Source organism: Salinibacterium sp. AL4.1, from assembly GCF_059767305.1.
Window position 1 is genome coordinate 1,324,152 of the sequence record NZ_JBSOQK010000001.1, and the last position, 26,844, is coordinate 1,350,995.

Here is a 26,844-nt window from a genome sequence, read left to right on the forward strand (position 1 = left end):
TGCGCGAATTGCGCCTGTCTATGGAGCGCCGAACGACGCAGCGAGATCTGCCACGAAGGCATCGATAGACCACGGCACGGAGAGCACAGTGGGTGCGATCATGCCCAGGGTTGCCCCGTCGAGGGAGCCGGGATAGTGAATCGTCCCTTCCGCTCCCGTGACACTATCCTCGACGAACGTCACCCAATAGGGCGCGGCTACCGTGTCCCCTAAATAAATCAGCACATCAGGGTCAAGCTGCACGATGTCCTCAGCCCACAAGTAATACACCTTGCCGTTTGCTGATTCTGAGTTGTACGCGACACCGGAGTCATCGGCATAGGTAAACCCAAGTTGCTCAAGCAGAGCAGCAATCGCCGTGTTCGATTTGCTGTAGGCGACAGAGCCCCCTTGCGGCGAGACAACCGCAATGGTCTTTCCTGCGAACTCCGGATGCGCCGCAGCCTGCGCGGCCAGCGACTCGTCGATTGACGCTAAGTGAGCCTCAGCCGCAGGCGTCTGCCCAACAATCTGCCCCATCTGGAGCAGGGTTTCGCGCCACGAGTTCGACGAGCTGAACTCTGGAGAGTCCAGGGCCGAAAGTGACGGACGGATCGTGGGCGCCACGTCAGGGAGAGAATCGTAAAACGCGATCCACGATGTGGGATCCATGTCAATCGGGTGGAAAGGCAACCCCGTAACGATGAGATCAGGCGACACAGCACTCACGTCCGCAAGATCGTCTCCCTCCAGTGGCTCGATCGTCGGAATTGCCGCGATACCGAGCGAGGCAATCGCCTCGTCGCGCCAATCACCCTCATACGAACGCTCTGAGGCTGCTGGCGCGATCCCCAAGGCTAAGAGAGAGTCCGTCTGCTCAGCACCGAAGGTGAAAATGTGACCTGGAGCTGTCTCGAGCGTGGTTTCGCCCCCGGAGTGCACGACTGTTTTGGGAAATGGGGGTGCAGCAGTCTCGGTGGGAGCAGGCCCTCCCGCTGGTGCCGCGGTGGGTTCGGGCTCTGCGGGCGGGCCGCAAGCGCCGAGCAAGACAGCCATAGCGACCCCCAGCGCAGCGACGGACGTTGTTCTTCTGAAAGCAGTAGACACCAGAGTCCCCAATCCAATAAGTGAGCGATTTCTCACTTCACCGTAGCGACTGGCTTATCTACCTCCCTTTCTGGTTACAAAGTTTGGCCTGATCGTTATCCAGGGGTGGTCGAATTGCCTAGCTTGCGAGAGCGCCAGCGAGGTTCTGGACGAAAGTATCCAAGGCCCACGGCACCGAAAGCGCAGTTGGTTGCGCCACACCCCAGTAGGAGGGTTCAGCGTTACCCGCGTAAAAAACAACGCCATTTGCGGCGGTAGGACTCTTCGACACGGCGGAATCCGCCGCCTCATTTGCCCCGATCACAATGATGTCAACGTCGAGCAGCGCTACCTGGTCGTAGGTCAGCAAAACGGCTGCCCCTGACTCATCGACAGCGTCGAATTCGATCGTCGACACATCGAGGGGGCTAAATCCCAAGTCTGCCAAGAGCGCAGAGAACGGAGAGGAAGCGGTGCGCACGTAGTATCCGCCTTCCGCCGCACCGACTGTTGCAATCGTCTTCCCCGAGAATTCAGGGTGGGCCGCTGCTGCCGCGGCGAGCGACGCGTCGATCGAATCGAGTAGCGCTTGTGCCTCGTTGGTCTGCCCCAGAGCCTGACCAGCCTGCATCAATGCTTCGCGCCAGGCCGTTGCCGAGCTGTAGCCTTCGGGAGCGATTGCGGCGGTGGTCGGACGAACAGTGGGCGCAACGTCGTCAAGGGAAGAGTAGAACTCCGCCGTGGGCTCCGGATCGCAGTCATAGACGCAATACATCAACCCGGCGAGAATGAGATCGGGAGCCAACGCTTCGACATCCGCAGGAGCACTGCCCGCGATATCACCGGAGTAACTATTCGGAGTCAGAATGACCGGGGCTTCCCCACCCACACCGGCGACCGCTTCTTCGCGCCAGGGAGCAACGAAGGCTTTCTCGATCCCGACCGGCGAACTTCCGAGCGCAAGCACAGCATCTGTTTGCTCGGCGCCGATCGTGACCACGCGCTCAGGCAGTAAATCGAGAGTTACCTCGCCGCCCTCGAAGACAAGAGTTGTCGGGAAGGCCGGAACCTCGGTAGCGCTCGGCACACTTGATGGTTGGGCCTCTGGATCCGAGGCCGGTGTGCAGCCGGCGAGCAGCAACGAGCACGCGAGACCTACCGAGACGAGAGTGATGCTTTTTGCGCGGCGCACAGCCATGAGTGGTTCCCCCGATAGAAATGGATGAGTTGTGATCTGAGGTTATGTCACCGATATCGTTTTTGGTGACCATATTTGCGCTGCGGCCTGATCGTTATCAACTGTTCGCCAAGCATCCGCCACCAGCACCGCGAGCAACGCACAAGAGGCCACTGACGTTTCTGTCAGTGGCCTCTATGCAAGAGATTGTGCGTGGTGATGCGTTAGTTCAGAGCGCCAGCAATCGCATCCACGAAGCTGTCGATTCCCCAGGGCAGCGAGAGCGCCGTGGGAGGCGATACCGAGGCGACGAGCGATGCGCCATTGACGGCGACGAGGCCACCGTTGGCGACGGCCGGGATGCTCTGGGCGTAAGGCTGCGCGGCGAAAATGTCGCCGACTTCTTCAGTCTCGGCGTAGGCAATCAGCAGATCGCTGTCGAGTTCATCGAGCTTCTCGTAGCTGAGCGTGTAGAAGAAGGTGGAGTCACCGTTGGAGAGGGCGTCAACGGCGGGCGCGTTCTCGAGACCAAGGTCGAGCAAGAACTCCACGCGGGGGTCGGCGGGCTTGTAGACGTAGAAGGTTCCGCCCACGTCGAAGGTGGCCGCAACGGTCTTGCCTTCGAATTCAGGATGCTCGGCCGCCTTCTCAGCGACGAGAGCGTCGATGTCTGCGAGCACTTCATCCGCCGCAGCCGACTGGCCGAGGGCGGTACCTGTGATGCTGATGACATCGCGCCACGGAGTCGACCACGGCAGCTCGGGGTAAGCGACAACGGGCGCGATCTCGCTGAGCAGGTCGTACTGCTCTTCGGTGATTCCCGAGTAGGTTGCGAGGATCAGGTCGGGAGCGGCTTCCGCGATCTGCTCGTAGGCGGGAGCATCCGTGGTGGCGGGGAAGATGAGCGGGGTCTCTGCGCCCATCTCGGTGAGAGCATCCGCCGCCCACGGAAGAACGCCGTTCTCGTCACCACCGTAGTTCTGCGCTTCCATGCCGACGGGCACGACGCCGAGGGCCAGAACGGCGTCGCCGCTACCCCAACCCAGGGTGAGTACGCGCTGCGGTTCGCTCTCGATTACGGTCTCGCCGAAAGCGTGCTCGATCGTGACGGGGAACGCGTCGGATGCTGCGGGCGCGTCCGTTTCGCCTTCGGGCGTTGAGGCGGCGCAACCGCTCAGCGCGATAAGAGCGGCGGTTGCTGCAGCGAATGCGGCAAGGCGGGGTCGGCGTGACATTGATCTCCTCGATCGAACAGTAGGTGCAGAGTAAGGATAGGCTTGCCTAAGGAAATTACGCAAGCGGGGTTGGGACTCGAGCGCGTGCTAGCGCCGGCCCAGCGGAATTACCATGGGCGATCCCGACACCGGGTCGTCGATGATGCGGGCTTCGAGCCCGAAGGCTTCGAGCATCCGTTCGGCAGTAACCACCTCAGCTGGCGTGCCCTGCGCGATGATGCGGCCCTCGCACAGGAGGATCATGTGGTCGGCGTAGCGGGCAGCCAAGCTGAGCTCATGCAACACCATGACAATCGTCGTGCCGCGTTCGCGATTGAGGTCAGCAAGCACATCGAGGGCATCAAGCTGGTGGCGCACATCCAAGAACGTCGTGGGCTCGTCGAGCAGCAGAATGTCGGGATCCTGGCTGAGCGCCATCGCTATCCAGACCCGCTGACGCTGCCCACCTGAGAGCTCCTCGATGCGCCGCGATGCCAACTGGGCGGTGTCGGTCGCTTCGAGCGCGTGCTCGACGGCTGCCTCATCCGCTGCCGACCACTGCTGAAACCAGCCCTGATGCGGGTAGCGTCCGCGAGCCACAAGGTCGCGGACCGTGATGCCCTCCGGTGCGATCGGCGACTGCGGCAAGATGCCGACCACTTGCGCGATTTCTTTCGACGGCACCGAATGAATGTCGCGGCCGTCGAGCGTCACGTGGCCCGATGCCGGTCGCAGCAACCGCGACAGTCCGCGCAGCAGTGTCGACTTGCCACAGGCATTGGCGCCCACAATCACGGTGACCTTGCCGTCGGGAATCTCGACACTCAAGTTCGACACGATGTCGCGGCCACCGTAGTTGAGGGTGACATTCTCGGCACACAGCGCGTGGGTCGGGCGGTTCCGGGGTGCGTCAGCCTGGCCTGCGTCAGTCTGGATCACGATGCACGTCCTTCGCGGTTAGTGGTGGAGATGAGCCACAGCAAGTACGGAGCGCCCACGATGCCGGTGACTATTCCCGTCGGCACCTGGGTTCCCGCCGTGAGCAGGTGTTGAGCAACGAAGTCGGCGCCGAGCACGAGCACGATCGCGACGAGCGCACTCGGCACCAGGGCGAGGCCTCCCCCGCGCACCAGACGTCGCGCGATCGGGGCAGAAACGAACGCCACAAAGGCGAGCGGCCCCACGAGTGCTGTAGCTATGGCGACGAGGGCGACGGCCACGACGATGAGGGCGAGCCGCGATCGTTGCACGGAGACCCCGAGTCCTGCAGCAAGATCGTCGCCGAGCTGCAGCATCCGGAGCTTCGGGGAGAGCATGAAAACCGCGGGAAGCAAGATCGCGAGACTGACGGCCATGATGAGGATGTCGTCCCAGCTCGCACCGCCGAGCCCGCCGACCATCCACACGAGGGCTTGTTGAGCATCGCGCACGTCGCCGCGGGTGATGAGATAACCGATCACTGACTGCGCCATGAACGCGATGCCGACGCCGATGAGCACGAAACGCATGCCGTTCATTCCCGAACGCCACGACAGCAGGTAGATCGTGAATGCCACGAGCAGAGCGCCGACGAGGGCGGAGAGCGAGACGATCAGGCCGGTCGCGCCGAATACGAGCAGGCTGAGGACGGCCGCGACGCTGGCTCCCCCACTGATTCCGATGATGTCAGGGCTAGCGAGGGCATTGCGCAACAGGCTTTGGAAGAGAGCACCAGCGAGACCGAATGCGACCGCCACGAGAATTGCGAGAAGCACCCGCGGCAGGCGCAGCTTGAACACGATGAACTGGTCAGAGGAGGTGCCGCCGCCGAAAAGAGTCACGAGCAGGTCGGGCAGCGTGAGCGTGTATGCCCCGACCGCAATACTGGCGAGAGCAAGCGCTAAGGCAACAAGGATGAGGACGCCAGAGATGCGCCGCGTACGGGTCACAGCCCGGCCAACTTCACTCGGCGAACGAGCGCGATCATGACCGGAGCACCGATGATGGCTACCACGAGGCCGGCCTCGAGTTCAGACGGCGCGACGATGAGACGGCCCACGATGTCCGCGATGAGCAGCAGACTCGGGCCGACGATGGCGGAGACGGCGATGATCCAGCGATAGTCGGGGCCCATGAACGGGCGCACGATGTGCGGAACCACGAGGCCTACAAACACGATGGGACCGGCGAGCGCGGTGGCGGATCCGCAGAGTAGAACGACGGCTCCGGCGGCGACCGCACGTGCAACGTAGACCCGCTGGCCGAGGCCGCGAGCGAGGTCATCTCCGAGGGCGACGAGGTTGAGCATCCGCCCCGACATAATCGCGAGGAGTGCACCAACGATGACGAACCCGATCGTGAGGCGCACGGCCTCTAGGTCACGGCTGGCGAGCGATCCGACTGACCAGAAGCGGAAGGTGTTCAGGGTGTCAGTGTCGGAGATGAGCACGAGAGAGATCACGGAGGTGATGCCGGCGGTGACCGCTGTTCCGGCAAGCACGAGCTTGACCGGCGTTGCTCCTTCCCTGCCGAGGGAGCCGATCGCATAGACGATGGCGGCAGCGCCCGCGGCTCCGGCGAAGGCGAACCAGATGTAGCCGGTGGGGTTGGTGATCGAGAGCACGCTGATCGCGAAGACCACGGCGAGCGAGGCCCCGGCGTTGACGCCGAGCAGTCCCGGGTCGGCGAGCGGGTTGCGAGTGACGCCCTGCATGACAGCCCCGGCGACTCCGAGAGAGAGCCCCGCGAGCAAGCCGACTATCGTGCGCGGCAACCGCAGTTCGCGAATCACTAGCTGGTCATTGTTGCCTGCCTCGGGATCGAAGAGCGCTTGCCAGATTTGCGAAAACTCGACGCCACGCGCGCCGAGCGCAAGACTCAGCACGAGCACAATCGCGAGCAAACCGAGGGCCGAGCCGAGAGTGATCCAGCGTTGGGTGCGCAGGCTCAGCCGTACGCGCGAAGCCGGGGCAGTCTGGGTCATAGTCGGGGGTGGCGGTGCGAGCTACTGTGCTTCGGACTTGCCAAGACGCCAGTACCCCATGAACGCCACCTGCTTGCGGTCAACGCCCGTCTCGCTCACCAAAAAACGACGCAGCATCTTGATGACGCAGGCCTCGGCAGCGAGCCACGCGTAGAAGTGTGTTCCGGATGCTTCGCCCGGCGAATCCCAGAGAAGCTCGGTGTCCACATCGATGTCACCGAGCGGTTGCGCGGCCGGCGAGAGTGCGGGCAACACCAGCGAGGCGTTGGCCTTCGTCCACGCCCGAACGGCGGGGTCGAGCGCGGAGCCTGCGGGCTGCGTTCCCCGCGGTAGCCACGTGACGTGGCAATTGCTGGGGAGGTTCAGCGGCGGCTGGTCTGCGGCATCCGGAATCTCGATGAATGCGTGAGCTTGCACGCTGGCGTCGAGGTGCTCGAGGATGCTGCAGATGGCGGGCGCAGAGGTCTCGTCGCCGGCGAGAAGAACGGTGCGGGCGGGGCCGGGGTGCCAGTCGATGCCGATGCCCGAGTGGATGCTCGCGGCGTCGGGCCCGACGATGATGACCTCGTCGCCGACCGCTGCACTTTCGAGCCATCGGCCAGCGGGACCATTGGCGCCGTGGAAGACCATGTCAACATCGAGCTCGCGGAGCTCTGGTCGCACGGCACGGATTGTGTAGGTGCGGAACGGGTTGCGCGCCTCGTCGGGCAGCGCACGCCAGCGGGCGTACCAGGTGCCCTCCGCGATGGTCTGTGGATCGTGAGCGCCAACGTCGCTCAGGCCGATGCCCGGCAACGGGAACACGATCTTGATGCGCTGGTCGAAGCCGTCCGTGCCGAAGGTCTCGAACTCAGCGCCCGTGAAAGTGACGCGCCTAAAGTGGGGCGAAAGCTCGCGGATGCGCTCAACGCGGGCGGCGAATGGTCGATAGCCCGGTCGGGCATCCTTCGCAATCTCGCGCTCTAAGGTAAGCATTGCCTAAGTATGGCATACCTAACCTGAGACGAACAGTTTAGATTTCGCGGCTCTTCTGCAGTTTTCGATCGCGTTTGCTCCGCGAAAGCGAGGCGCCAGCGAGTCCGGGGCGCAGACACAAAGGCCCCGCCGACGCATACGTCGGCGGGGCCTTTGTCGCGCGTGAACGCGAGAGGTTGCTACTTGAGCGCCGCAGCTAGCTGGCTCACGAAGGCCTCGATACTTGCGGGAGCGGTGAGCGCCGTGGGCGCGGCGAGCGCGCTCTGCGTGGCTTGATCCATCTGCCCAAAATGGACCACTGTTCCATTGGCGTAGGTGGGGCTGTCGCCGTACCCGCGAATAGTGTCTGTTTGCCCACCCTCATCGTCGCTCACGATCAGAACATCGACGTCGAGGAGCGCTGCTTGATCAGGCTCGAAAAACACCACATCACCACTTGCGTCACTCTCGATCGTCGTGGGATCGAAGACTGCGAAGCCGAGCGCCTCAAGGATGAGCGCCACCGGAGACGTCGCCGTCACGAGTACGGGGCCGCCTGAGCCAGGTCGTGTCACAGCTATTGTTTTGCCCGAGAACTCAGGATGCTCCGCCGCCAAGGCGGCCACGGTGGCATCGAACGACTCGAGCTGGGCTGCGGCATCCGCACTTTTGCCGAGCACCGCGCCCACTTGCACGAGAGCTTCACGCCAACTTGTCGCAGATTCATAGCCTTCTGAGTCCAACGCCTCAGCAGTCGGATAGACAGTCGGGGCGACCTCCGTCAACCGCAGATATCCCTCGCTGAGCACTATGTTGCCGTTGAGAGGGGAAATTTGGCGTGGGGCAAGAATCACATCAGGGGCGAACTCAGCGAGAGCACTGAGAGTGCCGTCAACTTCTTCGTTTTGGGTCAAGACTTCTGGCGCCGCAGCACCAAGCTGGGTCAGGGTCTCTTCATAAATCGGGGCCGTCAGCGGGTAAGTGGTCACAACTGGAACGGCACCGAGGGCGAGGAGTGCATCGGTGTGCTGCGCGCCAAGCGAAGCTATGCGTTCCGGCAGCGCCTCAATGGTGGTTTCACCCTGGGAATGCACGAGGGTGACAGGAAAGGCCGGAGCAGGGGTGGGTGTTTCACTAGGCGCCGAAGTCACCTGCGGCTCGCTGGCGCTTGTGCACGCGCTAAGAGCGATCATTGCGATCAGACCGATGCCGACTAACCGTGTTCTTTGCGCCGCCGAGTGTGACAAGGATGCCCCTTAATTGATGTGGATTATTTCTCAGCTAAGAGTAAGTGAACGAGCCGCATTCGGATACAACGAGAGGAAACAATTTGCCAAGTCGTGACCTAGCGGAGCCTGTCGAGGGCGCGAGGGCAAGCCGAGCCCCCCTCTAGAACTCAGGCGGACCATCGTAGGGAGCGTCGTCATCCGAGTAGAACGGGATGTCGTCTTCGTCACCGGGCACCGGGGTTGCTGTGGCCGGAGCCGGGCGTGACGCGGCCGGGCGCGAAGCCGCCGGACGTGCAGTCGCCGGTCGCGATTGACGCGCCGGAGCTGCGGGAGCCGCTGCCGCGAACGCAGGCACTGCACCGGCAGCCGCACCGCTTCCCGCTTCAGTCTCACCCGATCCGCCCGCGACAACCGCAAGCACCGCAGCGCCATAGGTGTCGAGCTTCTTCTGGCCAACACCGCTGATTTCCGAGAGTTCGGCCAGCGACTCTGGTTTGGTTACGGCAATGCCGCGCAGGGTGGCATCCGCAAACACGACGTAGGCGGGAACGCCGTTGTCGCGAGCGACACCGGCCCGCCACGAGCGCAGACTCTCGAAGAGGTCGGTCGCCGAGGCGGGCAGATCGGTCATGACCTTGCGCTTGGCGGCACCTCCGCCTGAACCCGAACCGCGAGCCTTGCGCGGCGCTTCCTTGCGCAGCTTCACCGTGCGCCCGCCGCTCAAAACCGACGCGCTTTCGGGCGTGATCGCGAGGGTGCCGTACTCCCCCTGCACCGTCAACAATGACTGCGCGAGCAGCTGCCGCACAACCGAGCGCCAGTCCTGCTCCGAGACATCCGAACCGATACCGAATGTCGCCAGATCGTCGTGACGCTGCTGCGTCACCCGCGGTGTCGTCTTGCCGATGAGGATGTCGACCAAGTGGCCAGCACCAAACTTCTGGTTGCGCTCGCGCTCCAGTCGCACGATCGTGGACATCAGCTTCTGGGCCGCGACAGTGCCATCCCACGACTCGGGCGGAGACAGGCAGGTGTCACAGTTGCCGCACGCCGTGGACTCTTGACCGAAGTAGCCGAGCAGCTGCACGCGGCGGCACTCCACGGTTTCGCAGAGCGCGAGCATCGCATCGAGGTGCGCGCTCAGGTTGCGACGGTGAGCCAGGTCGCCACCCGACTGATCGATCATGCGGCGCTGCTGCATGACATCCTGCAGGCCGTAAGCCAACCACGCTGTCGCAGGCAGGCCATCACGACCGGCACGACCTGTTTCTTGGTAGTAGCCCTCAACGCTCTTGGGCAAGTCGAGGTGCGCCACGAAACGCACGTCGGGCTTGTCGATGCCCATGCCGAAGGCAATCGTCGCGACCATCACCATGCCTTCTTCGCGCAAGAAGCGGCTCTGGTTGCTGGCCCGCACGCGCGCATCGAGCCCCGCGTGATACGGCAGCGCGGGGATGCCATTCTCGACCAAGAACTGCGCCGTCTTCTCGACCGAGGCCCGCGAGAGGCAGTACACAATGCCGGCGTCGCCCGAGTGTTCCGTGTTCAGCAGCGTGAGCAATTGCTGCAGCGGCTGGGCCTTCGCTTCAATGCGGTACTGGATGTTGGGCCGGTCGAAACTAGAGACGAACTGCGTAGCGTCAGTGAGCTTCAGGCGCTGGGCGATCTCTTTGCGCGTGGCTTCGGTCGCGGTCGCGGTGAGCGCGATGCGTGGGACGCTCGGCCACAGGTCATGCAACACATCGAGCTGCAGATAATCGGGACGAAAGTCGTGCCCCCACTGCGATACACAGTGCGCTTCGTCAATGGCGAAGAGCCCGATCTGCCCCTGCTTGAGAAGTGCCACCGTGGACGAGACGCGGAGGCGCTCAGGCGCGAGGTAAAGCAAATCCAGCTCGCCAGCCCGGTACGCGTTTTCGACGCGAGTGCGCTCTTCGGCGGACTGGGTGGAGTTGAGAAACTCGGCACGCGCGCCCACGGCGGCGAGAGCATCCACTTGATCTTGCATCAAAGCAATCAGCGGGGATATAACAACGCCGGTGCCCTCACGAACAAGTGCGGGGATTTGATAACACAGCGACTTACCGCCACCGGTGGGCATGAGAACCAGCGCATCGCCACCGCGCACAATCGTGTCGATAATCTCGCCCTGCTGCCCCCGGAACGAGTCGTAACCGAACGTGGACTCAAGAACAGACTGGGCAGACACCATGCCGAGAAGTCTAGGCGCAGCCACTACCATTGGCTTGATTCGTCCCCATAGCGACAGGCGCCATGTTCACCGTATTTCTTGGGCTCTCGAGCGCGCTCACCTTCGGCGCCGCTGACTTCTTCGGCGGTATTGCTGCCAAGCGAATTAGCCCCATTTTGGCCACCGCTGTCGGAGCCCTTGCTGGCCTCGCCGCCCTCGTACTGATCTTCCCGTTCGTTCCCGCCGTGTGGTCGACCGAAGCTGTTCTTTACGGAGCGATTGCAGGCGTCAATAGCGCGGTCGCGATCGGTTTGCTCTACGCCTGCCTCGCGATCGGCCCCATGAGCATCCTCTCCCCCGTGACCGCGGTGATGTCGGCGATCGTGCCGGTGACCGTCGGCTTACTGCGTGGAGAGTCGCTCGGCGCCTTCGGTCTCGTTGCGATCCCGATTGCACTCATCGCGGTGGTTCTCGTCGGCTTCGTTCCCGAGAAAGACGCCGTGCGACCGAGCGCCAAAGCACTGATCATGGCAGTGGGCGCGGGTGCGTCGATCGGTCTGTTCTTTGTGATTCTGGATGCCGCTCCCGACGACTCCGGCATCATCCCCGTTGTCGGAAACCGCGTCGTCAATGCGCTGCTCATGTTCTCGTTGTTCTTTGCACTGGCAGGGCTGGCTAAGCGCAAACGCGCCGGAGCGCCCGCTCCCGCCCGATCGTCCCTCTGGCGTCGCGGGCTCTACTTCGCCATGATCGGCGGCACTCTCGACGTGATCGCCAATATGGCGATCATCACGGGCGTGCGCATCGGCGACCTTTCGGTCATTGCGGTGCTCACTGCGCTCTATCCCGCCGGCACAGTGCTGCTGGCTGCGATTGTGTTGCGCGAACGTGTTGCACCGCTGCAGTATGTCGGCATCGCTCTCGGCATTACCGCGAGCGTGCTGCTCGTGGTGGGCGGCTAGCGCGCAACTTTCTGCTGCCTACCCCTTCGTTGAGCCCGCGAGCAGTCCGCGCACGAAGTAACGCTGCAGCGCGAAGAACACGATGAGCGGCACGAGGATCGAGATGAAGGCACCGGCGGTGAGCAGGTTCCAATCCTGACCACGGCTACCGGTGATCTCCGCCAACAGTTTCGTCATCGGCGCGACTCGGCCGTCGGCGAAGACCAACGCCACCAGGAGGTCGTTCCACACCCACAGGAACTGGAAGATCGCGAACGAGGCGATGGCCGGCATCGTGAGCGGAAGAACGATGCGGAAGAAGACCTGGCCGTGGCCAGCGCCATCCACTCTCGCTGCCTCAATGAGCTCGGAAGGGATCTCCGACACGAAGTTGTGGAGCAAGAAGATCGCTAGCGGCAGCGCGAAGATCGTGTGAGCGATCCAGACCTGCGAATAAGAGTTCGAGGCGTTGAGGCTCGAGAAAATTTCGATGTCGCCGATCGACAGCCCACGAGAGAACAGGCTGAGCAGCGGAACGAGCGCCATTTGCAGCGGCACGATTTGCAGCGCAAAGACCCCAATAAAGATCCAGTTGCGGCCGGGGAACTTGATCCACGCAAAGGCGTAGGCCGCGAGACTCGCGATCACGAGCGGGAAGATCGTGGCCGGCAACGTGATGGCGATCGAGTTAATAAAGGCGCCAGCCAGATTGAGCTGACTGTTTCCGGCCGCCAACACCTCGGTGTAGTTGTTGAGAGTGAAGCCGGGGTTTTGGAAGATCGTCCACCAGCCGTTGCGCAGAATCTCCTCGGGCGGGCGAAGCGAGGAGACGAACAACCCGAACGTCGGCGTCGTCCACAGCACCGCGATCACTAGCGCGGCAATCGTCGCACCGCGGCTCGTGAGGCGCTTCTTGGTGCGCTTGGCTGCACCGTTTTCACCACGGGCCAGTTGCTTCTTCGTCTTCTTGTTCAGTGGAAGCTTCGCGGGCACTGTCGCGGTCATCGGATCTCCCTCTGCTTAGCAATCTGTCTCGCGTTGTACACAACAATCGGCAGCACCATGATGAACAGCACGACCGCGAAGGCCGCAGACCTACCCACTTCAAAGCCTTGCCACTGCGAATACATTTCGTTGGCAATAACGCTCGTCTCGTTGGCACCGGCCGTCATGGTGCGCACAATGTCGAAGACTTTCAACGAGGCAATGGAGATGGTCGTCAGCACCACGACGAGCGAGCTTCGGATGCCCGGCACGGTGACGTTGATGAAGCGCTGCCAGGCGTTGGTTCCGTCGAGCTCCGCAGCCTCAAGCTGTTCGGCGGGAACGCCCTTGATGGCAGCCGAAAGGATCACCATGGCGAAACCGGTCTGAATCCAGATGAGCACGACGATGAGAAAGAAGGTGTTCCACGGTGAATTGGAGATCCAGTCCACCGGTTGCCCGCCCATCCAAACCACAATCTGGTTGAGGAGACCGATCTGCTCTTGATCGGCCGGGCGCACCGCGTAGACGAAGCGCCAGATGATGCTCGCTCCCACGAACGAGATTGCCATCGGCATGAATACGAGAATCTTGAAGATCTTTTCGCCGCGCGACTTATCGATGAAGACGGCATAGGCGAGGCCGAAAATGGTGGAGACCGTTGGCACGATCAGCACCCACACAACAGTGTTGAGAACGGTGCGGATGCCGGTGTCTTGCGTGAAGATCCAGATGAAGTTTTCGAGGCCCACGAATCGTGTTCCGCGGCTATTCATGAACGCCTGGATCGTGGTTTGGATCGTCGGGTAGATGAGTCCGATGGCGAGCAAGAAGATCGCCGGGCTCATGAAGCCCACAAGCTGGAAGAGGTAGCCGGCGCCTTGCTTCGAGCGGTAGTCCAGGAGGAAGAACAGCCCGCCAAACACGGCTGCTGCGCCAGCGGCCCAGTAGACCGAGCCGAGCGCTAAGAAGATGAGGGTTGGGAAAAGCACGCAGGCCACGGCCCGGATGATCGTGTACTTGCGGCCGCTGCGGGGCGCAATCTCAATGAAGAAGATCAACAGCGCGATGACTGCGAAAAACGCCAGCAGCACCAGTGGAATCTGAGCGAGCGCGGGAAGCGTGGCTATCCACGCGAGAAAAGCTGACATTAGCGACCTTTCGAGTGCATCTCTGGACTCTTCACTTCACTGGCAGTTCTGCTGTGTCGACTCTACCGAGGAATCGTCACGAGGGGGGAGAAAAGAAAGCGTGGGCGGGAGGCAATACCATCCCGCCCACGCTCACCGTTGGACGATGTTACTCAGACGGCCATGACGCGTCGATGGTCGAGAGCACTTCTTCTGTTGACTTGCCGTTGATCCAGTCGACCATTCCGGTCCAGAACGATCCAGCACCCACAACACCCGGCATCAGGTCGGAGGCGTCAAAGCGGAACGTGGTGTCGGGGTTCTGCAGAATCGTGATGGCTTCCTGCAGGATGGGGCTGCTCGCGTTGGCGGGGTCGAGGCCGTTGTTGGCGCTGATGACTCCGCCGAGTGCTACACGAGAGTTCGCCCACTCGGCGCTCGACAGGTATTCCTGTACTGCGATGGTGTCTTCGTCGTTAGAGAAGGCTCCGACGATCTCGCCACCACCGGTAACAGCGTTGCCACCGGCTTCAACGGACGGCGTTACGAAGGCCCAGATGTCAGCATCCGGTCCGACCGTGGCGTTTCCGTTCTTGGGGTCCTGAATGAACCCGTCGAAGAAGGATGCTTGGTGGTGCAGCGCGCACGAACCGTCGCCGAGGGCACGAGCCGGGTCGCCGAATGGCGTGGAGTTGATCGACTTCACGTCACCGAATCCGGCGTTCACATAGTCGGGGTTCAAGAGAATCTCGCCCACGGAATCAAACGCAGAGACAATCGCGGGGTCGGAGAACGGAATCTCGTGAGAAACCCACTGGTCGTAGACGTCGGGACCAGCTTCGCGAAGCACGAGGTCTTCTACCCAGTCGGTTCCGGGCCAGCCCGTTGCGGCATCCGAACCGAAGCCAGCACACCACGGTGCGGATCCGGTCTCGTCAGCGATCGTTTGGGTGAGTGCGAGCAGTTCGTCCCAAGTCTCGGGGACTTCGACACCCCACTCGGCGAACTGCGAAGGCGAATACCAGACGAAGCCCTTGACGCTGGCCATGAGCGGTGCGCCGTAGAGAGTGTCACCGGTTGTGCCGTACGCAGCCCAGTCTTCTGACCAGTACTCTGCGACGTTGGAGGCGACGCCTTCAGGCGCCGGCTGGATGTAGTCTCGCGACGCTAGGTCAGCGAGAAGTCCAGGCTGCGGGAAGATTGCAATGTCCGGAGCGTTTCCGCCCTGAGCACGGATGCTGATCTGCGCTTCGAACTCTTTGCTCGATTCGTACTGAATGTCGATGTCATTCGCTTCTTCCCAGTCCGCCCAGGATTCTTCGAGAAGTTCCGCTTCAGTGTCAGCAATGGTGCCGTAGATAGTGACTACGCCGTCCGCGTCACCGGCGTCGCCGGGGCCACCTGTGCCGCCAGAGCCCGATGCGCAGCCCGTGAGAACCATGCTGGCGACGCCGAGCGTGGCGATGGGCAGCAGGGCCCGTCGAAAGTTGTGAGAAATCATACAAATCCTCCTCGTCGAGGTTTGCCCGCAGGCCGAGCAGCGTGCGGGGGAACAACTGCAGCTCTGAACGTGCTCACCGCGCGCGGCGCGAGAGAGCGTGTTCACGACTTACGCTAAACGACGACCGCAAGGTTATGCAAGCGCTTGCGCTACAGAGTTGTCTACCGCAACACGAATGAGACATTGCGGTCCCGTTGCGAGGAGAGAGCTAGATGTAAATCGCGGGATCGGTATAGCCGAAGTCATCGAGAGGGGCCTTGGTGCCACGCTTGGGTCGCGCTACAGCGGGGGCTCCGACGAGAAGAGAATCGGCGGGAGCATCCGCAACGACAACCGCACCGGCGCCCACAACGGAGCCAGAACCGATGGTGATATCGCCCAGGATGGCGGCGCCGGCACCCACAACAATGTCGCTACCGAGCGTGGGGTGGCGCTTGCCGCCCTCAGAACTCGTGCCGCCGAGAGTGACGCCGTGATAGATGAGAACGTCGTCGCCGACGATGGCGGTCTCGCCGATGACGACACCCGAACCGTGATCGATGATGACGCGACGACCGAGTTGGGCGGCGGGGTGAATCTCTACGCCCGTCAAGAAACGTACGTACTGGGAGACCACGCGGGCAAGAAAGTGTGCCCGCGCGGTCCACAACCAGTGCGCGAACCGGTAACCCCACACGGCGTGCATTCCCGAATAGGTGAGCCAAATCTCGAAAGAGCCGCGGGCAGCCGGGTCGCGCCGGCGCACAGCAGCAATATCTTCACGAGTTCGAGCAAACAATAGGGAGATCCGTCGTTAGTGGTGGTTAGCGGCGTTGTGCTGGTGGTTTAGTAGCGACTAGTCGACGAGGTCTTCGTAGAGAAGAGTCGACAGGTAGCGCTCGCCGAAGCTCGCAACAATAACGACGATGGTCTTGCCGGCGTTCTCGGGGCGCTTGGCCAGCTCGAGGGCCGCGTGAACGGTGGCTCCCGAGGAGATACCGGCGAGGATGCCCTCTTCGGCAGCAAGGCGGCGAGCCATGGTGACGGACTGCGTGATGTTGACGTCGAGAACCTCGTCGTACACATCGCGATCAAGAATCTCGGGCACGAAGTTGGCGCCGATTCCCTGAATCTTGTGGGGGCCAGGAGCTCCACCGTTAAGGATGGCCGACTCTTCGGGCTCAACCGCAACAACCTTAATCTCGGGGTTCTGCTCTTTGAGGAACCCACCAGCACCAGTGATGGTTCCGCCGGTTCCGATGCCAGCGACGAAAATGTCGACCGTTCCGTCGGTGTCGTTCCAGATCTCGGGGCCCGTGGTGGCACGGTGAATGGCGGGGTTGGCAGCGTTAGCGAACTGCTGAGCGGCGACAGCGCCCTCAGTGTTAGCAACGATCTCGGCAGCCTTCTCGACTGCGCCGCGCATACCTTCGCCGGCAGGGGTCAATACAAGCTCGGCGCCGAACGCGCGCAGCAACATGCGGCGTTCCTTGCTCATGCTCTCGGGCATCGTAAGAACAACGCGGTAACCGCGAGCAGCACCGACCATGGCGAGCGCAATACCGGTGTTTCCGCTGGTTCCCTCCACGATGGTTCCGCCGGGCTTCAACGCCCCGGCCTTCTCAGCGGCGTCGATGATCGCAACACCGATGCGGTCCTTCACACTGGCCGAAGGGTTCTGGAATTCAAGCTTCGCGAGCACCGTAGCGCCAGCACCCTCTGTTACTGCGTTCAGCTGAACGAGAGGAGTGTTACCGACAAGTTCGGTGATGTTTTTGTAGATACGACTAGCCATGATTCAGAGGTTCCTTCGTGGGTCGGAGATCGATGGGAGCTTGCTCACCATAGTTAGTAGCAATCAGCGCGCCAAATTTATTTCATCAAGCTGGATAAATCTGTAACGGTCAACACGCGAAAGAGGGCCCCGCAGCGCGGGACCCTCTTCGCATTAGTGGGCTAGTGGCCCGGTGTTATCTAGAAGACAAACACCAGTCGCGGCCAGCTTGAGCTCGACTCCACCGTGTCGTTACCGGAGTATTCGGCCCAAATGAAGTGGATACCGCGGCTGAGCTTCGGAAGCGTCAGCGACGCAGCGCCGCGCTCGTCTACCGTGCTCGTGCCGACGGCGTCGCGACCGTCATAGAAGGTCACCTCGCCCGCGGTCGTGCCATCCTTACCAACTGTGACTGTGGCATCCGCCGTGACGGAGCGGCTGCCCCACACGAACCACGAGGAGAGGCTCGAGCTAACACTCGACGAGATCTTCTCCACCGATTGTGCGTCGGACACAGCCACGCCATCCGAGTAACCGTCCTTGCTGGCCGTGACCTGCACGCTCAGTTCGGTTCCGATGTCGTCGGTCGTGATGCGATAGCGGCTGTCGGTCGCATCAGCGATCGGCTGACCATCGCGCAGCCACTGGTAGCTGTAGTCAGGTGACTTCACGCTCCAGTTTCCGTTCGTGGCCTTGACCGTCTTGCCGACCTGCACGTTGCCCTGGATGCCCGGCGCCTTCGTGTTCTCGATGACCTCAGCAGTGGTCGCGACGTCGATCGGAACCACAACAGCGGTATCCGTTCCCGGAACCGTGACGGTCAGCGCGAGCGTGCCCGAAGGTACGCCAGCGGGGATCGTGACGGTCACGCTTGCGCGACCCTGTTCATCCGTGGTGTCGACGATGGTGCGGTCGATCGTTGCCGAACCGAGCACGTCTCCATCAACCGAAACCTCAACGGTGGTGGCGTCTGAGCCGCCGCGGCTGAAGGTGAGCGACGAGAGGTCGAGCGTGACGTCGTCCCCGGGGTTGTAGCCGTCAGCATCCGGAGCCGAAACAACAGCGCCAATGGCGCGCTGTTCTAGCGGCGGGTCAGCGATCGTGTTCTCTTCGAACCACTCGACCATGGACTGCAGGTCGACGCGGCCACTATCGGCACGGTCGGTTCCCTCGGCGAGAGTAGCGAAGTTGTCGCCACCGGCCGCGAGGAAGGAGTTAGCAACCACCGTGTAGCTGGCCGTGAGGTCAACCGGACTGCCATTGAGGTACATCGCGGTCACTCGCTCGCCTTGGGCAGCGGTGGGGTCGTACGAGTACGTCAACCCTTCCGAAACGCCAAGCTTGAGGAACGGTCGCTGGGCACCCTCGGGCTGCCACTGCTCTTCGAGCACTGACTTGACCTGAGCACCGGTCAACGACATCGTCGTGAGGGTGTTACCGAATGGCTGCACGTTCGCAGCCTCGCGGTATGTGACTTCGCCGTCGGCGTCGCCAGCACCCGATGCTTCGTAAACCAAGTCGGTGCGCAAACCACCGGGGTTCATGAAGGCGATCTCGGCACCTGAATCGGATACTGCCCAGAGCTGAACATCCGCCACGAAGTTGCCGAGGGTCGATTCTCCACCGCGGTTCTCGGGGAACTCTGCTGCGTCGGTCGGAGACTGCACCGCGCGGTACATGCTCTCGGAGATCTCTCCGACGGTAGCGTTGCCGAGCTCAGCGGCAGCGGCCGTAGCGTCGTCGACAATTGCCTGCACTGCAGCATCCGGCTCGAAGCCCTCAATCGGCAGAACCTCAGCCTCGAAGTCAATAATCTCCTTCGTTGCCGGGTCGACGTTGAGGTCGAAGTGACCGTAGTACGAGCCGTACTGACCGGCAGAAATCACCAGACGTGGGTCGTCCATGCCATCAACCGCAATCTCGTGGTCGTAGGCGAGATGGGTGTGACCCGAAACGATGGCCTGGATCTCCGGGCTCACGTTCATGACGATCTGACCGAACGCCGAGTCATCCATGGAGGCAGCGATATCGGTGGATGCCGCGCCTTCGTGGATGAGCAGAACGAGAACGTCAGCTTCACCGTTGGCGTCGCTTCCGTCAGTGAGGTAATCCGCAACGCGGTTCACTTCTTCGACCACTCCGCGAATCTCGAGAGAGGCGATTCCTTCGGGGCTGACCAACTCGTTGAGGTCTTCGGTGATAGCGCCGATGAATCCAACCTTGACGCCCTCGAAGTCCTGCAGGAAGTACTCGTCATACGCGGGCATGTTGGTGTCCCGGTCGTAGAGGTTTGCTGCGAGGTAGGGCCAGTCGGCGGCATCCAGGATGCGGTCGTCAACATCGGCACGACCCTGATCGAACTCGTGGTTGCCGAAAGCGCTCGTGTCGAGCCCGATCTCGTTCAACACGTCGATCGTGGGCTGGTCGTTCTGGATGAACGACGTGAACGTCGTTGCGCCAACGAAGTCACCCGCACCCACGAAGGTGGTGTTGGGGTTCTGCGACTCCCACGAGCGAACCATGCCCGCGAGCATTGCTGCGCCGGGGATGCCGCTGCCCGCTTCAATACGACCGTGGAAGTCGTTCGTGGTGAGAATCTCGATCTCGACCGGCGCAGCCTCAGTGCTGAGGCCAATGCTGATCGGGTCGTGGTCGCTCGAACGGAAAACTGTTCCCGCTTCGGCCGCACCAAAGGCATAGCCACGGTCGGACCACTCAGGCGAGTTGATGTTCCAGACGGCAGCATCGGTCACGTGCTCAGCAAGCGAGGGCGAGACGATGATGTGGTCGAGCGATCCCAGTTCACCATCGAAGGTGTAGGTGTACTCGTTGTCGCCTTCGGCGGCGAGAGTGTCGACGTAGCCCGCCTCGGTGAAGACCTGAATGGGGTCTTCTTCGGAGTAGGCGTTGAAGTCTCCAACAAGAACTACCTTGTCGCTCTTGGCGTCGTCAGCGGAAATCGAGTCAACGAGCTCCTTGACGGCGTTGGCCTGCTCAACACGCTCCGTGTTGAAGAAGCCCTGACCGTCGCTCGGCTCGGTTCCCGATCCACTCTTTGACTTGAAGTGGTTCGCAACCACGGTGACCAGTTCACCGTTGGACTCGAACGTTTGAGCGATCGGCTCGCGCGCGATGTCCCACACGGTCTCATCAACCTGCGTGAAGCTGTCGCCCACGGGAGTAACAGCGGCCGGCTTGAAGATGATCGCGTTCGTAATGAAGTCGGTGATGGCTGCATCATCGAGCGCTGCGGGCGTGCGAACGTAGTCCCACGTTCCGGCGCCGGCGGCGGCATTGAGCGCACCAACGAGATCGATGAGCGCTTCGTCGAGGTCTCCACCCAGCTTGATGGAGTTCTCGATCTCCATGAGACCAACAACATCCGCATCGAGCGAGTTGATCGCCGCAACGATCTTCGACTGCTGAATGGCGAACTCTTCAGCGGTGTCTGCGCCACGCGCATCCGCATCTTCGCTCGTGAGCGTCGTGAAGTAGTTGTAGACGTTGAACGCCGAAACCTTGAGGTCTCCACCCACAACAGGAGCCGACTCTTCACGCGGGTTCGTGGACTCGAACGTGGGCAGGTATTCCGCCGGGCTCGCGTCGTTGATCGCGACGGTCGGCTGCAAACGCCAGTCGTCGAAGCCGTAGCTCAGAACGTAGGGGTTGGCCGGAAACTCGACGGTGTCGCCGTTGCGCACAACGGAGTCGGCCGAGAAGTAGGGCTGCTCACCGGGGTGAGCTCCGTTAGATATTTGGATGCTGTAGCCGTCATCGAGAAGGATGCGGCTGGCACGGTTAGCGGCGGCGATCGCGGCGGCGTCGGCTCCAGCATCCGTCGTCTCGGTGCTCTTGACGGCGAGCTCTTCTGGGCTGAGCCAGAGGGTACCGAAGTTGTAGAGCTGGTGGCTCGAGCTGACGAGGTAGTCGCCGGTGGGGGTGACGAGCATCGACTCGAGGGATTCACGGTCGGTGCCGACAACACTCGCGTCAAGGGCGGATGGCTCTACAGCGTCAGCCGGATCGAGGTCGGCGGCGGCGGTCACCAGTTCAACGCTCACCCCCGAACCGAGCTGGGTCAATCCGAAGTATTCATCGACCGCGCCGGTCGCGGTGACCTTGTCCCCCAGGGAAACGGCGGGGTTCGCGCTGCCGAGGTAGACAAAGATTCCGTCGGAGGCGCCGGGCGTAGCGTCGTCTGCCCCACCCGATCCGGGAGTCTGGATGACAATGCCGCGGTAGCCAGAGGCCCCCCGGTAGTCAGCGGTGACAACACCCTCAACGGTGACGGTGTCGCCGACCATAGTGCTCGCGGCTGAAGTGCCTTGAACGTCGGCGATTGTTGCGGTGGCTTCGGCGGCTAGGGCGGCCGGAGCGGTAATCGTAGTCAACGCAATAGCGCACGACGTGGCAAGAGCCCCGATCGTCAGCCGCGTTGGCCTGCTGCTTCGTGGATACATAGCGGGCAGTCCCCTTATGAATTGTGAAATCTACGGTCTACCCCATAACAGGGGTATCTGAGACGATAGCCCTGCCCACAGCTCATTCCAAGGTTTTAAACGGATTGCTCATGTGCGCGTAACCCGTTGTTATTGTGCGCGCGTGAGAACCCCTGCTCCCGGCTGTGACTTGCTGCTGGCGCGCGCGAAAGCGTGAGCCCGCGCCGCTAAGGAGCGCGAGATGCGACCGAAGAGATCGAGGCTCGCTTGCCCCGGCCAGTCCGCCGGCAGAGCCGAATTGGGCAGCCCAGGGTCGAGGTACGGAATGACCCTCCACTGGTCGAGAGCGTGGATGTAGCTCGCGAAGGCTTCGGCGTCGCTCGACGCCGGGCCGACGAGAGCGGAGTGCTGCGCGAGAAAGCGTTCGTGTAATTCGCGCAAGCGGTCTAAGTCCCACCATTCGGCCGCGGCATCCGCGAACGATCGATTCGCTTCGGGGCGCCCCGCAATGAAGAGGGTCGCGCAGTCGCTGAGATCGAGATCGTCGAGGATACCCAACACCTCTGCTTTGAGATGAGCCGGGCAAATCCAAAGCCCCGTTGCAACGGTGCCGCAGCCGATCCAGCCGAGGCGACGCCGCAACTGGTGGCGGGCATCACGGCGCGCCTCCGGAATCGAAAACGAGATCAGACACCACGGGTCATCTTCGCGCTGCTGGCGGAAGCTGAAGATGCGGCGATCCCCGCTCTCGAGCATCGGCACGGCTTCGAGGTTGACGCGGTAACCCTGTTGGCCATTCACCATTTCGGGCAGAAGAAGGCCCTTGGATTTCACGCGCGCAATCGCACTGCGAGCGCCGTTCGCGGGCACCCCTAACGCCTCCAAGATGCGCACGAGATGCGCCGACGCGATCCAGCCACCCAGCTGACGTAGCTGCGAGCCTACAAAGGTGCGCAGCAGTGAGGTCGCACTCCCAGGGCGGGAGTCGAAGTCATCCAGAATCACGCGCGGCTACTTGGTGAGCTGCTCGTGAATGGCCTCGATGCCCAGCTGCACCTCGGCGAAGGTCGTGCTGAGCGGTGATAAACCGAGGCGGATGCCGTGGGGCCGACGGAAGTCAGGAATGATCCCCTGCTTCCACAGTTCCGCATTCACGACGGCGAAGCTCTCGTGGTCGATCGTGATGTGGCTACCTCGTTCGGCGGCATCCCGCGGCGAACTGACGGTGACGCCGAGCGGCACGAGCAGTTCGTCAACGAGCGCGAGAGCGTACTCGGTGAGCGCGATCGACTTGGCGCGGATCGCAGGGATGCCCGCCGCTTCGATGAGCCCGAGCATGTCTTGCATCGCGAGCGAACCGACGACTGAGGGCGTACCGCTGATGAAGCGTCGGATGCCCTGATGCGGTGCATAGCCGGGGCCCATTTCGAAGGGGTTGTTGCTGCCCATCCAGCCCTGGATCGGCTGCGTCATCGCTTCGATGTGCTCGGCGCGCACGTAGCCGAAGGCGGGGGAACCGGGGCCGCCGTTGAGGTACTTGTAGGTGCAGCCGGCGGCGAGGTCGACGCCCCACGCATCGAGTTCGGTTTCGACAACGCCGGCAGAGTGGCAGAGATCCCAGAGCACGAGTGCTCCGGCCTCGTGGGCGAGGGCAGTGATGCCGGGCATATCGGCGAGGTGACCCGAGCGGTAGGCGACGTGACTGATCACGACGAGAGCCGTGTTCTCGTTGAGCACGGCCTTCACTTCGTCGGCAGTGACTCCCCCATCGCTCGCGGGATCGATCCAGCGCAGCGTCTTGCCGAGTTCGGCCGCGATGCCCTCGACCAGGTAGCGGTCGGTCGGAAAGTTGCCGGTGTCGATGACGATTTCGCTGCGCTCGGGGCGGGCACTGAGGCCAGCGCGGATCAGCTTGTAGAGCACCACCGTGGTCGAGTCGCCGATGAAGGTCTGGCCGGGGGCAGCACCGAGAGTGGCGGCACCGAGGCGGTCACCCAGGGTGAGAGGCAGTTCGTACCACGCTTCATCCCAACCACGGATGAGGCGGCCGCCCCACTGCTCGTCAACGAACTCGGCCAAGCGGGCCGCACTCGCGGTCGTGGGTCGCCCGAGCGAGTTGCCATCGAGGTACGCACGCACTTCAGCCGAGCGCACGAACTTGGCGGGATACTGCTGGAGCGGATCGGAGGCATCTAGCTCTGCTGCAGCCGCGGCGCTCGTGTCGAGGGGTGCGTGCGTGTCGGTCATAGGTCGATCCTCCATGTAGTCGGGATGGGGGTTGTAACGGCGGAAACGGCATCGTCGCCGCCGCGGTTGTCGGCGGCCATGCGCACTGCGCTGGCAGCAAATTCGGGGTGAAGCAGTTCGCGGGCGGTCACCACGGTGGCGGTCATGAGCCACGCCGCAAGGTTCGCATCCGCGCTCGGCACAGTCGGCAAGTAACTGACGGTGCTGCCAAAACCGGGCAAGCACAGCGCTCGCAAGAGAGCGTCGTAGCGCACGCCGGCATCCTGCAGCGCTGTCAATTCGCGCTCGTTCAGCCCGGGCGGGAGGTCGCCGTTGCCCATATCGGTGCCGTAGCGAACGGTGCCACCGGCGGCGTGGAAGCGGCGCAGGTTGTCGCTTGCGGTCGCGAAATCGCGGCCACGCTGACCATAACCGTGGATGTCGAGAGTGCTGATCCACGAGTGGCGACCGGCAAGAAAGCGGGAGTTCGGTTGCGCCATCTCCTCAATCAGGGCGTCGCTCAGTTTCTCGGTCCACGGGGTGTGCGCGAGGCGATCGGCTCCGACAGCGAAGGCACGTTTCGCCTGGCCGACGCCCTGCACGTGTGCCACCACTTCAACACCTCGGCTGTGCGCGTATTCCACAAGTGCGCTCACGGTGTCGTCATCGAGAACCGGGCCATCTTCAGAGTTGAGGGCGACCTTGATGAACGTGGCGCCATCAGCGAGCTGCCGGGAGACCGCCGCCATCGCCTCCTCGCCCGTGGAGACTTCGGCGACCGCGAGCGATACCGCCCACGCTCGCTTGCTCGGATACCCACCGGGAGCCGTAATGAATGCGCCCGCATAGCGCAGTGCCGACACCGCATCGTCGTGAGCCCACTCACGTAGGCGATCGGGATGCCCACCCAAGTCGTCGACGGCAGCGAGACCGCCGGCCACGAGAGCGCGCGGCTCGGTCAATCCGAGGTGCACGTGCGCGTCGCGAAAGCCCGGAAGCAGCACTCCCGGAAGACGCACTGCGGTGGGGGTCGCGGCATCCGAAATTGGGCGGATGCCGTGGGGGCTCACCCGCACAGTGGCGGGGCCATGCCACCCCCGCAGCCAGTAGGCGTCGACGGCGTAGTCGACGCTGAGGGCAGGATCGGAGGTCGGGCCGGTCGCCGCGTGTGGCTGCGCCGCGGGTGCAGGTGCGGGTTCTGGTGTTGACTCTGGTTCTGCGGTCACGAACGGCCGATCTCGGTGCGCACGGAGAACAACTCGGGGAAGAAGGTGAGGTCGAGTGCTTTCTGCAAGAACCCGACGCCGCTGGAGCCGCCGGTGCCACGCTTCATGCCGATGATGCGCATGACTGTCTTCATGTGACGGAAGCGCCAGAGTTGGAAGTTGTCTTCGAGGTCGACGAATTCTTCGCACGCTTCGTAGGCGAGCCAGTGTTCGCTCTCATTGTCGTAAATGTGACGGAAGGTCTCGATGAGTTCGTCGTTTTGCTCGTAGCCGCGCGTGACATCGCGGTTGAGTACAGCCTCGGGAACCTCGTAGCCGTGGCGGCTGAGGTAGCGCAAGAACTCGTCGTAGACGCTCGGGTCGGCCAGCAACTTGCTCAACAGAGCATGCGCTTCGGGATGCGCTTCGAAGACTTTCAGCATGCCCGCGTTCTTGTTGCCCAGCAGAAACTCGACCGCGCGGTACTGGTACGACTGGAATCCGGATGAGCTGCCCAGGTAGTCGCGAAACTGCGAGTACTCGCTCGGGGTCAGCGTCGCGAGCACCGACCACTGTTCAGTGAGGGTGCGCTGAATGTGCTTGACGCGCGCTATGTGTTTGAGGGCCATCGAGAGGTTGTCGCTCGCGATGAGCGCACGGGCGGAGATGAGTTCGTGAATCACGAGCTTGAGCCACAGCTCAGTGGTCTGATGCTGGATGATGAACAACATCTCATCGTGATGCTCGGGTTTGCTTTGCGGAGTCTGCGCGCTCAGCAGCGTGTCGAGCTCCAGATACGAGCCGTACGACATCCGCTTACTAAAGTCGGTGACAATCTCGTCTTCTAAGGCACGCTCGCTGTGGGTATCCGACATGCCGATACCCTATTGCACTTTTGCGACGACCGCCACACTTATGTTCTTGTCGGTGTTCACTGGCCCTGATTGGGCGCCCGGGTAAGCGCGAGTGCACAGGGAATGCCCACCGCCCGCTATTCGCGGTGTTACTCGTTCTCTGCGCTCTCTGCTGTTCGGTCTTCGCCGACCGCACGCACACTGCGAACGCTGTCCTCGAGCGCGGCGTCTTCGAGCGCACCATCGTCGAGAGCGCCGTTTCGGACTGCGTCAGCCTCCATTTGCTCGGTCTTTCCCTGCTGCTTTTCGCTCGCCGAAGCTTCGGTAGCGCCATCCATCATCGGCTCGTCTTGAGTTTTGTCATGAGAAGTCATGTTCGAACAGTACGGCCGGACCCTGACAAAACTCCGCAACTCGCAACGACACAAGACAGCACCGGCAACAACCGATAATGGCTGAGTGATCGTCGATGAGTTCTTGGCCGACCTTAACTCCCTCCCTGCGTCGCTCAGCCGCGACTCCTACCTAACTTTCGCCACTGCTGGCGGGGTGAATGCGTTCAAGCGTGAGGGAGGCCCCGAGCATGTAACGGCATCCTGCTTCGTTTTCTCGCCCGACTTCGAGCGCGTGCTGCTGTGCTTTCACCGCAAGGGACAATTCTGGGTGCAGTTCGGCGGCCACCTCGAGCCCCAGGATGCCTCCGTCGCGGATGCCGCCCTGCGCGAAGCGCGGGAAGAGTCCGGCATCGCGAACCTCACGCTGCGCTCCGAGGCAATCGTCGATCTCGATCGTCACGAGTTGCACGGCGGCTTCTCGTGCGCTGCTCACTGGGATGTCGGTTTCGTCGCCCTCGCCACCCCGGATGTCGAGATCGCGGTAAGCGACGAAAGCGAAGACGTTCGCTGGTTCCCCACCACCGCGCTGCCCGCCGCGGTGCCAGACAACTTCGCCGCCCGACTGGCCGCTGTATTGACAGCCGTCGCTCCGCGCCAACGATCTTCGCCATAGTGACACGCAAA

Annotated in this window: 22 protein-coding genes; 2 read left to right on the plus strand and 20 right to left on the minus strand. The window is 62.4% G+C overall.

The genetic code is table 11. The features are described from left to right. Window positions 1-18 precede the first annotated feature (18 nt). The 9 genes from ACWTV3_RS06555 to recQ form a co-directional block, all read right to left on the minus strand. Window positions 19-1,035: an ABC transporter substrate-binding protein gene (locus ACWTV3_RS06555; protein ID WP_498477365.1), complete on the minus strand. Its 1,017-nt coding sequence runs from the start codon at window positions 1,033-1,035 to the stop codon at window positions 19-21. Window positions 1,036-1,204: 169 nt separating this feature from the next. Further along, window positions 1,205-2,263 (minus strand): ABC transporter substrate-binding protein, encoded by a 1,059-nt coding sequence (locus ACWTV3_RS06560; RefSeq protein ID WP_498477366.1) that lies wholly within the window; start codon window positions 2,261-2,263, stop codon window positions 1,205-1,207. Window positions 2,264-2,466: 203 nt separating this feature from the next. Next, window positions 2,467-3,477 carry an iron-siderophore ABC transporter substrate-binding protein gene (locus tag ACWTV3_RS06565; protein ID WP_498477367.1) on the minus strand — a complete coding sequence of 337 codons (1,011 nt, stop codon included), beginning with the start codon at window positions 3,475-3,477 and terminating at the stop codon, window positions 2,467-2,469. 87 nt (window positions 3,478-3,564) lie between these two features. After that, window positions 3,565-4,395, minus strand: a complete 831-nt coding sequence (locus ACWTV3_RS06570) for an ABC transporter ATP-binding protein (protein WP_498477368.1) — start codon at window positions 4,393-4,395, stop codon at window positions 3,565-3,567. Continuing rightward, window positions 4,392-5,384, minus strand: coding sequence for a FecCD family ABC transporter permease (locus ACWTV3_RS06575; protein ID WP_498477369.1), 993 nt, complete (start codon window positions 5,382-5,384; stop codon window positions 4,392-4,394). Before ACWTV3_RS06575 ends, ACWTV3_RS06570 begins: the two co-directional genes overlap by 4 nt. After that, entirely contained in the window at window positions 5,381-6,418 is a 1,038-nt protein-coding gene (locus ACWTV3_RS06580; RefSeq protein ID WP_498477370.1) for a FecCD family ABC transporter permease, read from the minus strand. The genes ACWTV3_RS06575 and ACWTV3_RS06580 overlap by 4 nt, the downstream gene beginning before the upstream one ends. Window positions 6,419-6,439: 21 nt before the next feature. Further along, complete coding sequence (locus tag ACWTV3_RS06585; protein WP_498477371.1) at window positions 6,440-7,393, minus strand: siderophore-interacting protein; 954 nt, start codon at window positions 7,391-7,393, stop codon at window positions 6,440-6,442. Window positions 7,394-7,572: 179 nt separating this feature from the next. Further along, window positions 7,573-8,466, minus strand: a complete 894-nt coding sequence (locus tag ACWTV3_RS06590) for an ABC transporter substrate-binding protein (protein WP_498477372.1) — start codon at window positions 8,464-8,466, stop codon at window positions 7,573-7,575. Window positions 8,467-8,761: 295 nt separating this feature from the next. Further along, window positions 8,762-10,813 (minus strand): DNA helicase RecQ, encoded by a 2,052-nt coding sequence (gene recQ / locus ACWTV3_RS06595; protein WP_498477373.1) that lies wholly within the window; start codon window positions 10,811-10,813, stop codon window positions 8,762-8,764. Window positions 10,814-10,875: 62 nt separating this feature from the next. Here recQ and ACWTV3_RS06600 point away from each other — a divergent pair, with 62 nt between their 5' ends. Further along, window positions 10,876-11,754 (plus strand): EamA family transporter, encoded by an 879-nt coding sequence (locus tag ACWTV3_RS06600; RefSeq protein ID WP_498477374.1) that lies wholly within the window; start codon window positions 10,876-10,878, stop codon window positions 11,752-11,754. A gap of 18 nt (window positions 11,755-11,772) precedes the next feature. Here ACWTV3_RS06600 and ACWTV3_RS06605 read toward each other — a convergent pair whose 3' ends face one another. The 11 genes from ACWTV3_RS06605 to ACWTV3_RS06655 form a co-directional block, all read right to left on the minus strand. After that, window positions 11,773-12,738 carry a carbohydrate ABC transporter permease gene (locus ACWTV3_RS06605; protein WP_498477375.1) on the minus strand — a complete coding sequence of 322 codons (966 nt, stop codon included), beginning with the start codon at window positions 12,736-12,738 and terminating at the stop codon, window positions 11,773-11,775. Beyond that, on the minus strand, window positions 12,735-13,868 hold the full coding sequence (locus tag ACWTV3_RS06610; RefSeq protein ID WP_498477376.1) for a carbohydrate ABC transporter permease: 1,134 nt from the start codon (window positions 13,866-13,868) through the stop codon (window positions 12,735-12,737). The genes ACWTV3_RS06605 and ACWTV3_RS06610 overlap by 4 nt, the downstream gene beginning before the upstream one ends. Before the next feature lie 148 nt (window positions 13,869-14,016). Beyond that, window positions 14,017-15,348, minus strand: coding sequence for an ABC transporter substrate-binding protein (locus ACWTV3_RS06615; RefSeq protein WP_498477377.1), 1,332 nt, complete (start codon window positions 15,346-15,348; stop codon window positions 14,017-14,019). A gap of 208 nt (window positions 15,349-15,556) precedes the next feature. Beyond that, window positions 15,557-16,126, minus strand: a complete 570-nt coding sequence (cysE, locus tag ACWTV3_RS06620; protein WP_498477378.1) for a serine O-acetyltransferase — start codon at window positions 16,124-16,126, stop codon at window positions 15,557-15,559. A 57-nt stretch (window positions 16,127-16,183) separates the two neighbouring features. Further along, the gene (cysK, locus tag ACWTV3_RS06625) at window positions 16,184-17,122 is read right to left on the minus strand and encodes a cysteine synthase A (RefSeq protein ID WP_100388057.1); all 939 of its coding nucleotides are present in this window, start codon (window positions 17,120-17,122) and stop codon (window positions 16,184-16,186) included. Between the two features lie 179 nt (window positions 17,123-17,301). Next, complete coding sequence (locus ACWTV3_RS06630) at window positions 17,302-21,492, minus strand: ExeM/NucH family extracellular endonuclease (RefSeq protein WP_498477379.1); 4,191 nt, start codon at window positions 21,490-21,492, stop codon at window positions 17,302-17,304. 198 nt (window positions 21,493-21,690) lie between these two features. Continuing rightward, on the minus strand, window positions 21,691-22,545 hold the full coding sequence (locus ACWTV3_RS06635; protein WP_498477380.1) for a PaaX family transcriptional regulator: 855 nt from the start codon (window positions 22,543-22,545) through the stop codon (window positions 21,691-21,693). 6 nt (window positions 22,546-22,551) lie between these two features. Beyond that, complete coding sequence (locus ACWTV3_RS06640; protein ID WP_498477381.1) at window positions 22,552-23,787, minus strand: kynureninase; 1,236 nt, start codon at window positions 23,785-23,787, stop codon at window positions 22,552-22,554. Beyond that, window positions 23,784-24,992 carry an amidohydrolase family protein gene (locus ACWTV3_RS06645; protein ID WP_498477382.1) on the minus strand — a complete coding sequence of 403 codons (1,209 nt, stop codon included), beginning with the start codon at window positions 24,990-24,992 and terminating at the stop codon, window positions 23,784-23,786. Before ACWTV3_RS06645 ends, ACWTV3_RS06640 begins: the two co-directional genes overlap by 4 nt. Next, window positions 24,989-25,846 carry a tryptophan 2,3-dioxygenase gene (gene kynA, locus ACWTV3_RS06650; RefSeq protein WP_498477383.1) on the minus strand — a complete coding sequence of 286 codons (858 nt, stop codon included), beginning with the start codon at window positions 25,844-25,846 and terminating at the stop codon, window positions 24,989-24,991. The genes ACWTV3_RS06645 and kynA overlap by 4 nt, the downstream gene beginning before the upstream one ends. A 128-nt stretch (window positions 25,847-25,974) precedes the next feature. Next, window positions 25,975-26,199, minus strand: coding sequence for a hypothetical protein (locus ACWTV3_RS06655; protein WP_498477384.1), 225 nt, complete (start codon window positions 26,197-26,199; stop codon window positions 25,975-25,977). An 85-nt stretch (window positions 26,200-26,284) separates the two neighbouring features. On the opposite strand from ACWTV3_RS06655, the gene ACWTV3_RS06660 reads away from it, so the two are divergent. Continuing rightward, entirely contained in the window at window positions 26,285-26,833 is a 549-nt protein-coding gene (locus ACWTV3_RS06660) for an NUDIX hydrolase (RefSeq protein WP_498477385.1), read from the plus strand. Window positions 26,834-26,844: the final 11 nt, after the last annotated feature.

Bases quoted from the DNA above. Each gene is read 5' to 3' on its own strand.
- ACWTV3_RS06600 (WP_498477374.1), top strand. From the start codon at position 10,876: ATGTTCACCGTATTTCTTGGGCTCTCGAGCGCGCTCACCTTCGGCGCC.
- ACWTV3_RS06615 (WP_498477377.1), bottom strand. From the start codon at position 15,348: ATGATTTCTCACAACTTTCGACGGGCCCTGCTGCCCATCGCCACGCTC.
- ACWTV3_RS06640 (WP_498477381.1), bottom strand. From the start codon at position 23,787: ATGACCGACACGCACGCACCCCTCGACACGAGCGCCGCGGCTGCAGCA.
- ACWTV3_RS06610 (WP_498477376.1), bottom strand. From the start codon at position 13,868: ATGTCAGCTTTTCTCGCGTGGATAGCCACGCTTCCCGCGCTCGCTCAG.
- ACWTV3_RS06585 (WP_498477371.1), bottom strand. From the start codon at position 7,393: ATGCTTACCTTAGAGCGCGAGATTGCGAAGGATGCCCGACCGGGCTAT.
- ACWTV3_RS06555 (WP_498477365.1), bottom strand. From the start codon at position 1,035: ATGGCTGTCTTGCTCGGCGCTTGCGGCCCGCCCGCAGAGCCCGAACCC.
- ACWTV3_RS06565 (WP_498477367.1), bottom strand. From the start codon at position 3,477: ATGTCACGCCGACCCCGCCTTGCCGCATTCGCTGCAGCAACCGCCGCT.
- ACWTV3_RS06580 (WP_498477370.1), bottom strand. From the start codon at position 6,418: ATGACCCAGACTGCCCCGGCTTCGCGCGTACGGCTGAGCCTGCGCACC.
- cysK (WP_100388057.1), bottom strand. From the start codon at position 17,122: ATGGCTAGTCGTATCTACAAAAACATCACCGAACTTGTCGGTAACACT.
- ACWTV3_RS06655 (WP_498477384.1), bottom strand. From the start codon at position 26,199: ATGACTTCTCATGACAAAACTCAAGACGAGCCGATGATGGATGGCGCT.
- ACWTV3_RS06560 (WP_498477366.1), bottom strand. From the start codon at position 2,263: ATGGCTGTGCGCCGCGCAAAAAGCATCACTCTCGTCTCGGTAGGTCTC.
- recQ (WP_498477373.1), bottom strand. From the start codon at position 10,813: ATGGTGTCTGCCCAGTCTGTTCTTGAGTCCACGTTCGGTTACGACTCG.
- kynA (WP_498477383.1), bottom strand. From the start codon at position 25,846: ATGTCGGATACCCACAGCGAGCGTGCCTTAGAAGACGAGATTGTCACC.
- ACWTV3_RS06605 (WP_498477375.1), bottom strand. From the start codon at position 12,738: ATGACCGCGACAGTGCCCGCGAAGCTTCCACTGAACAAGAAGACGAAG.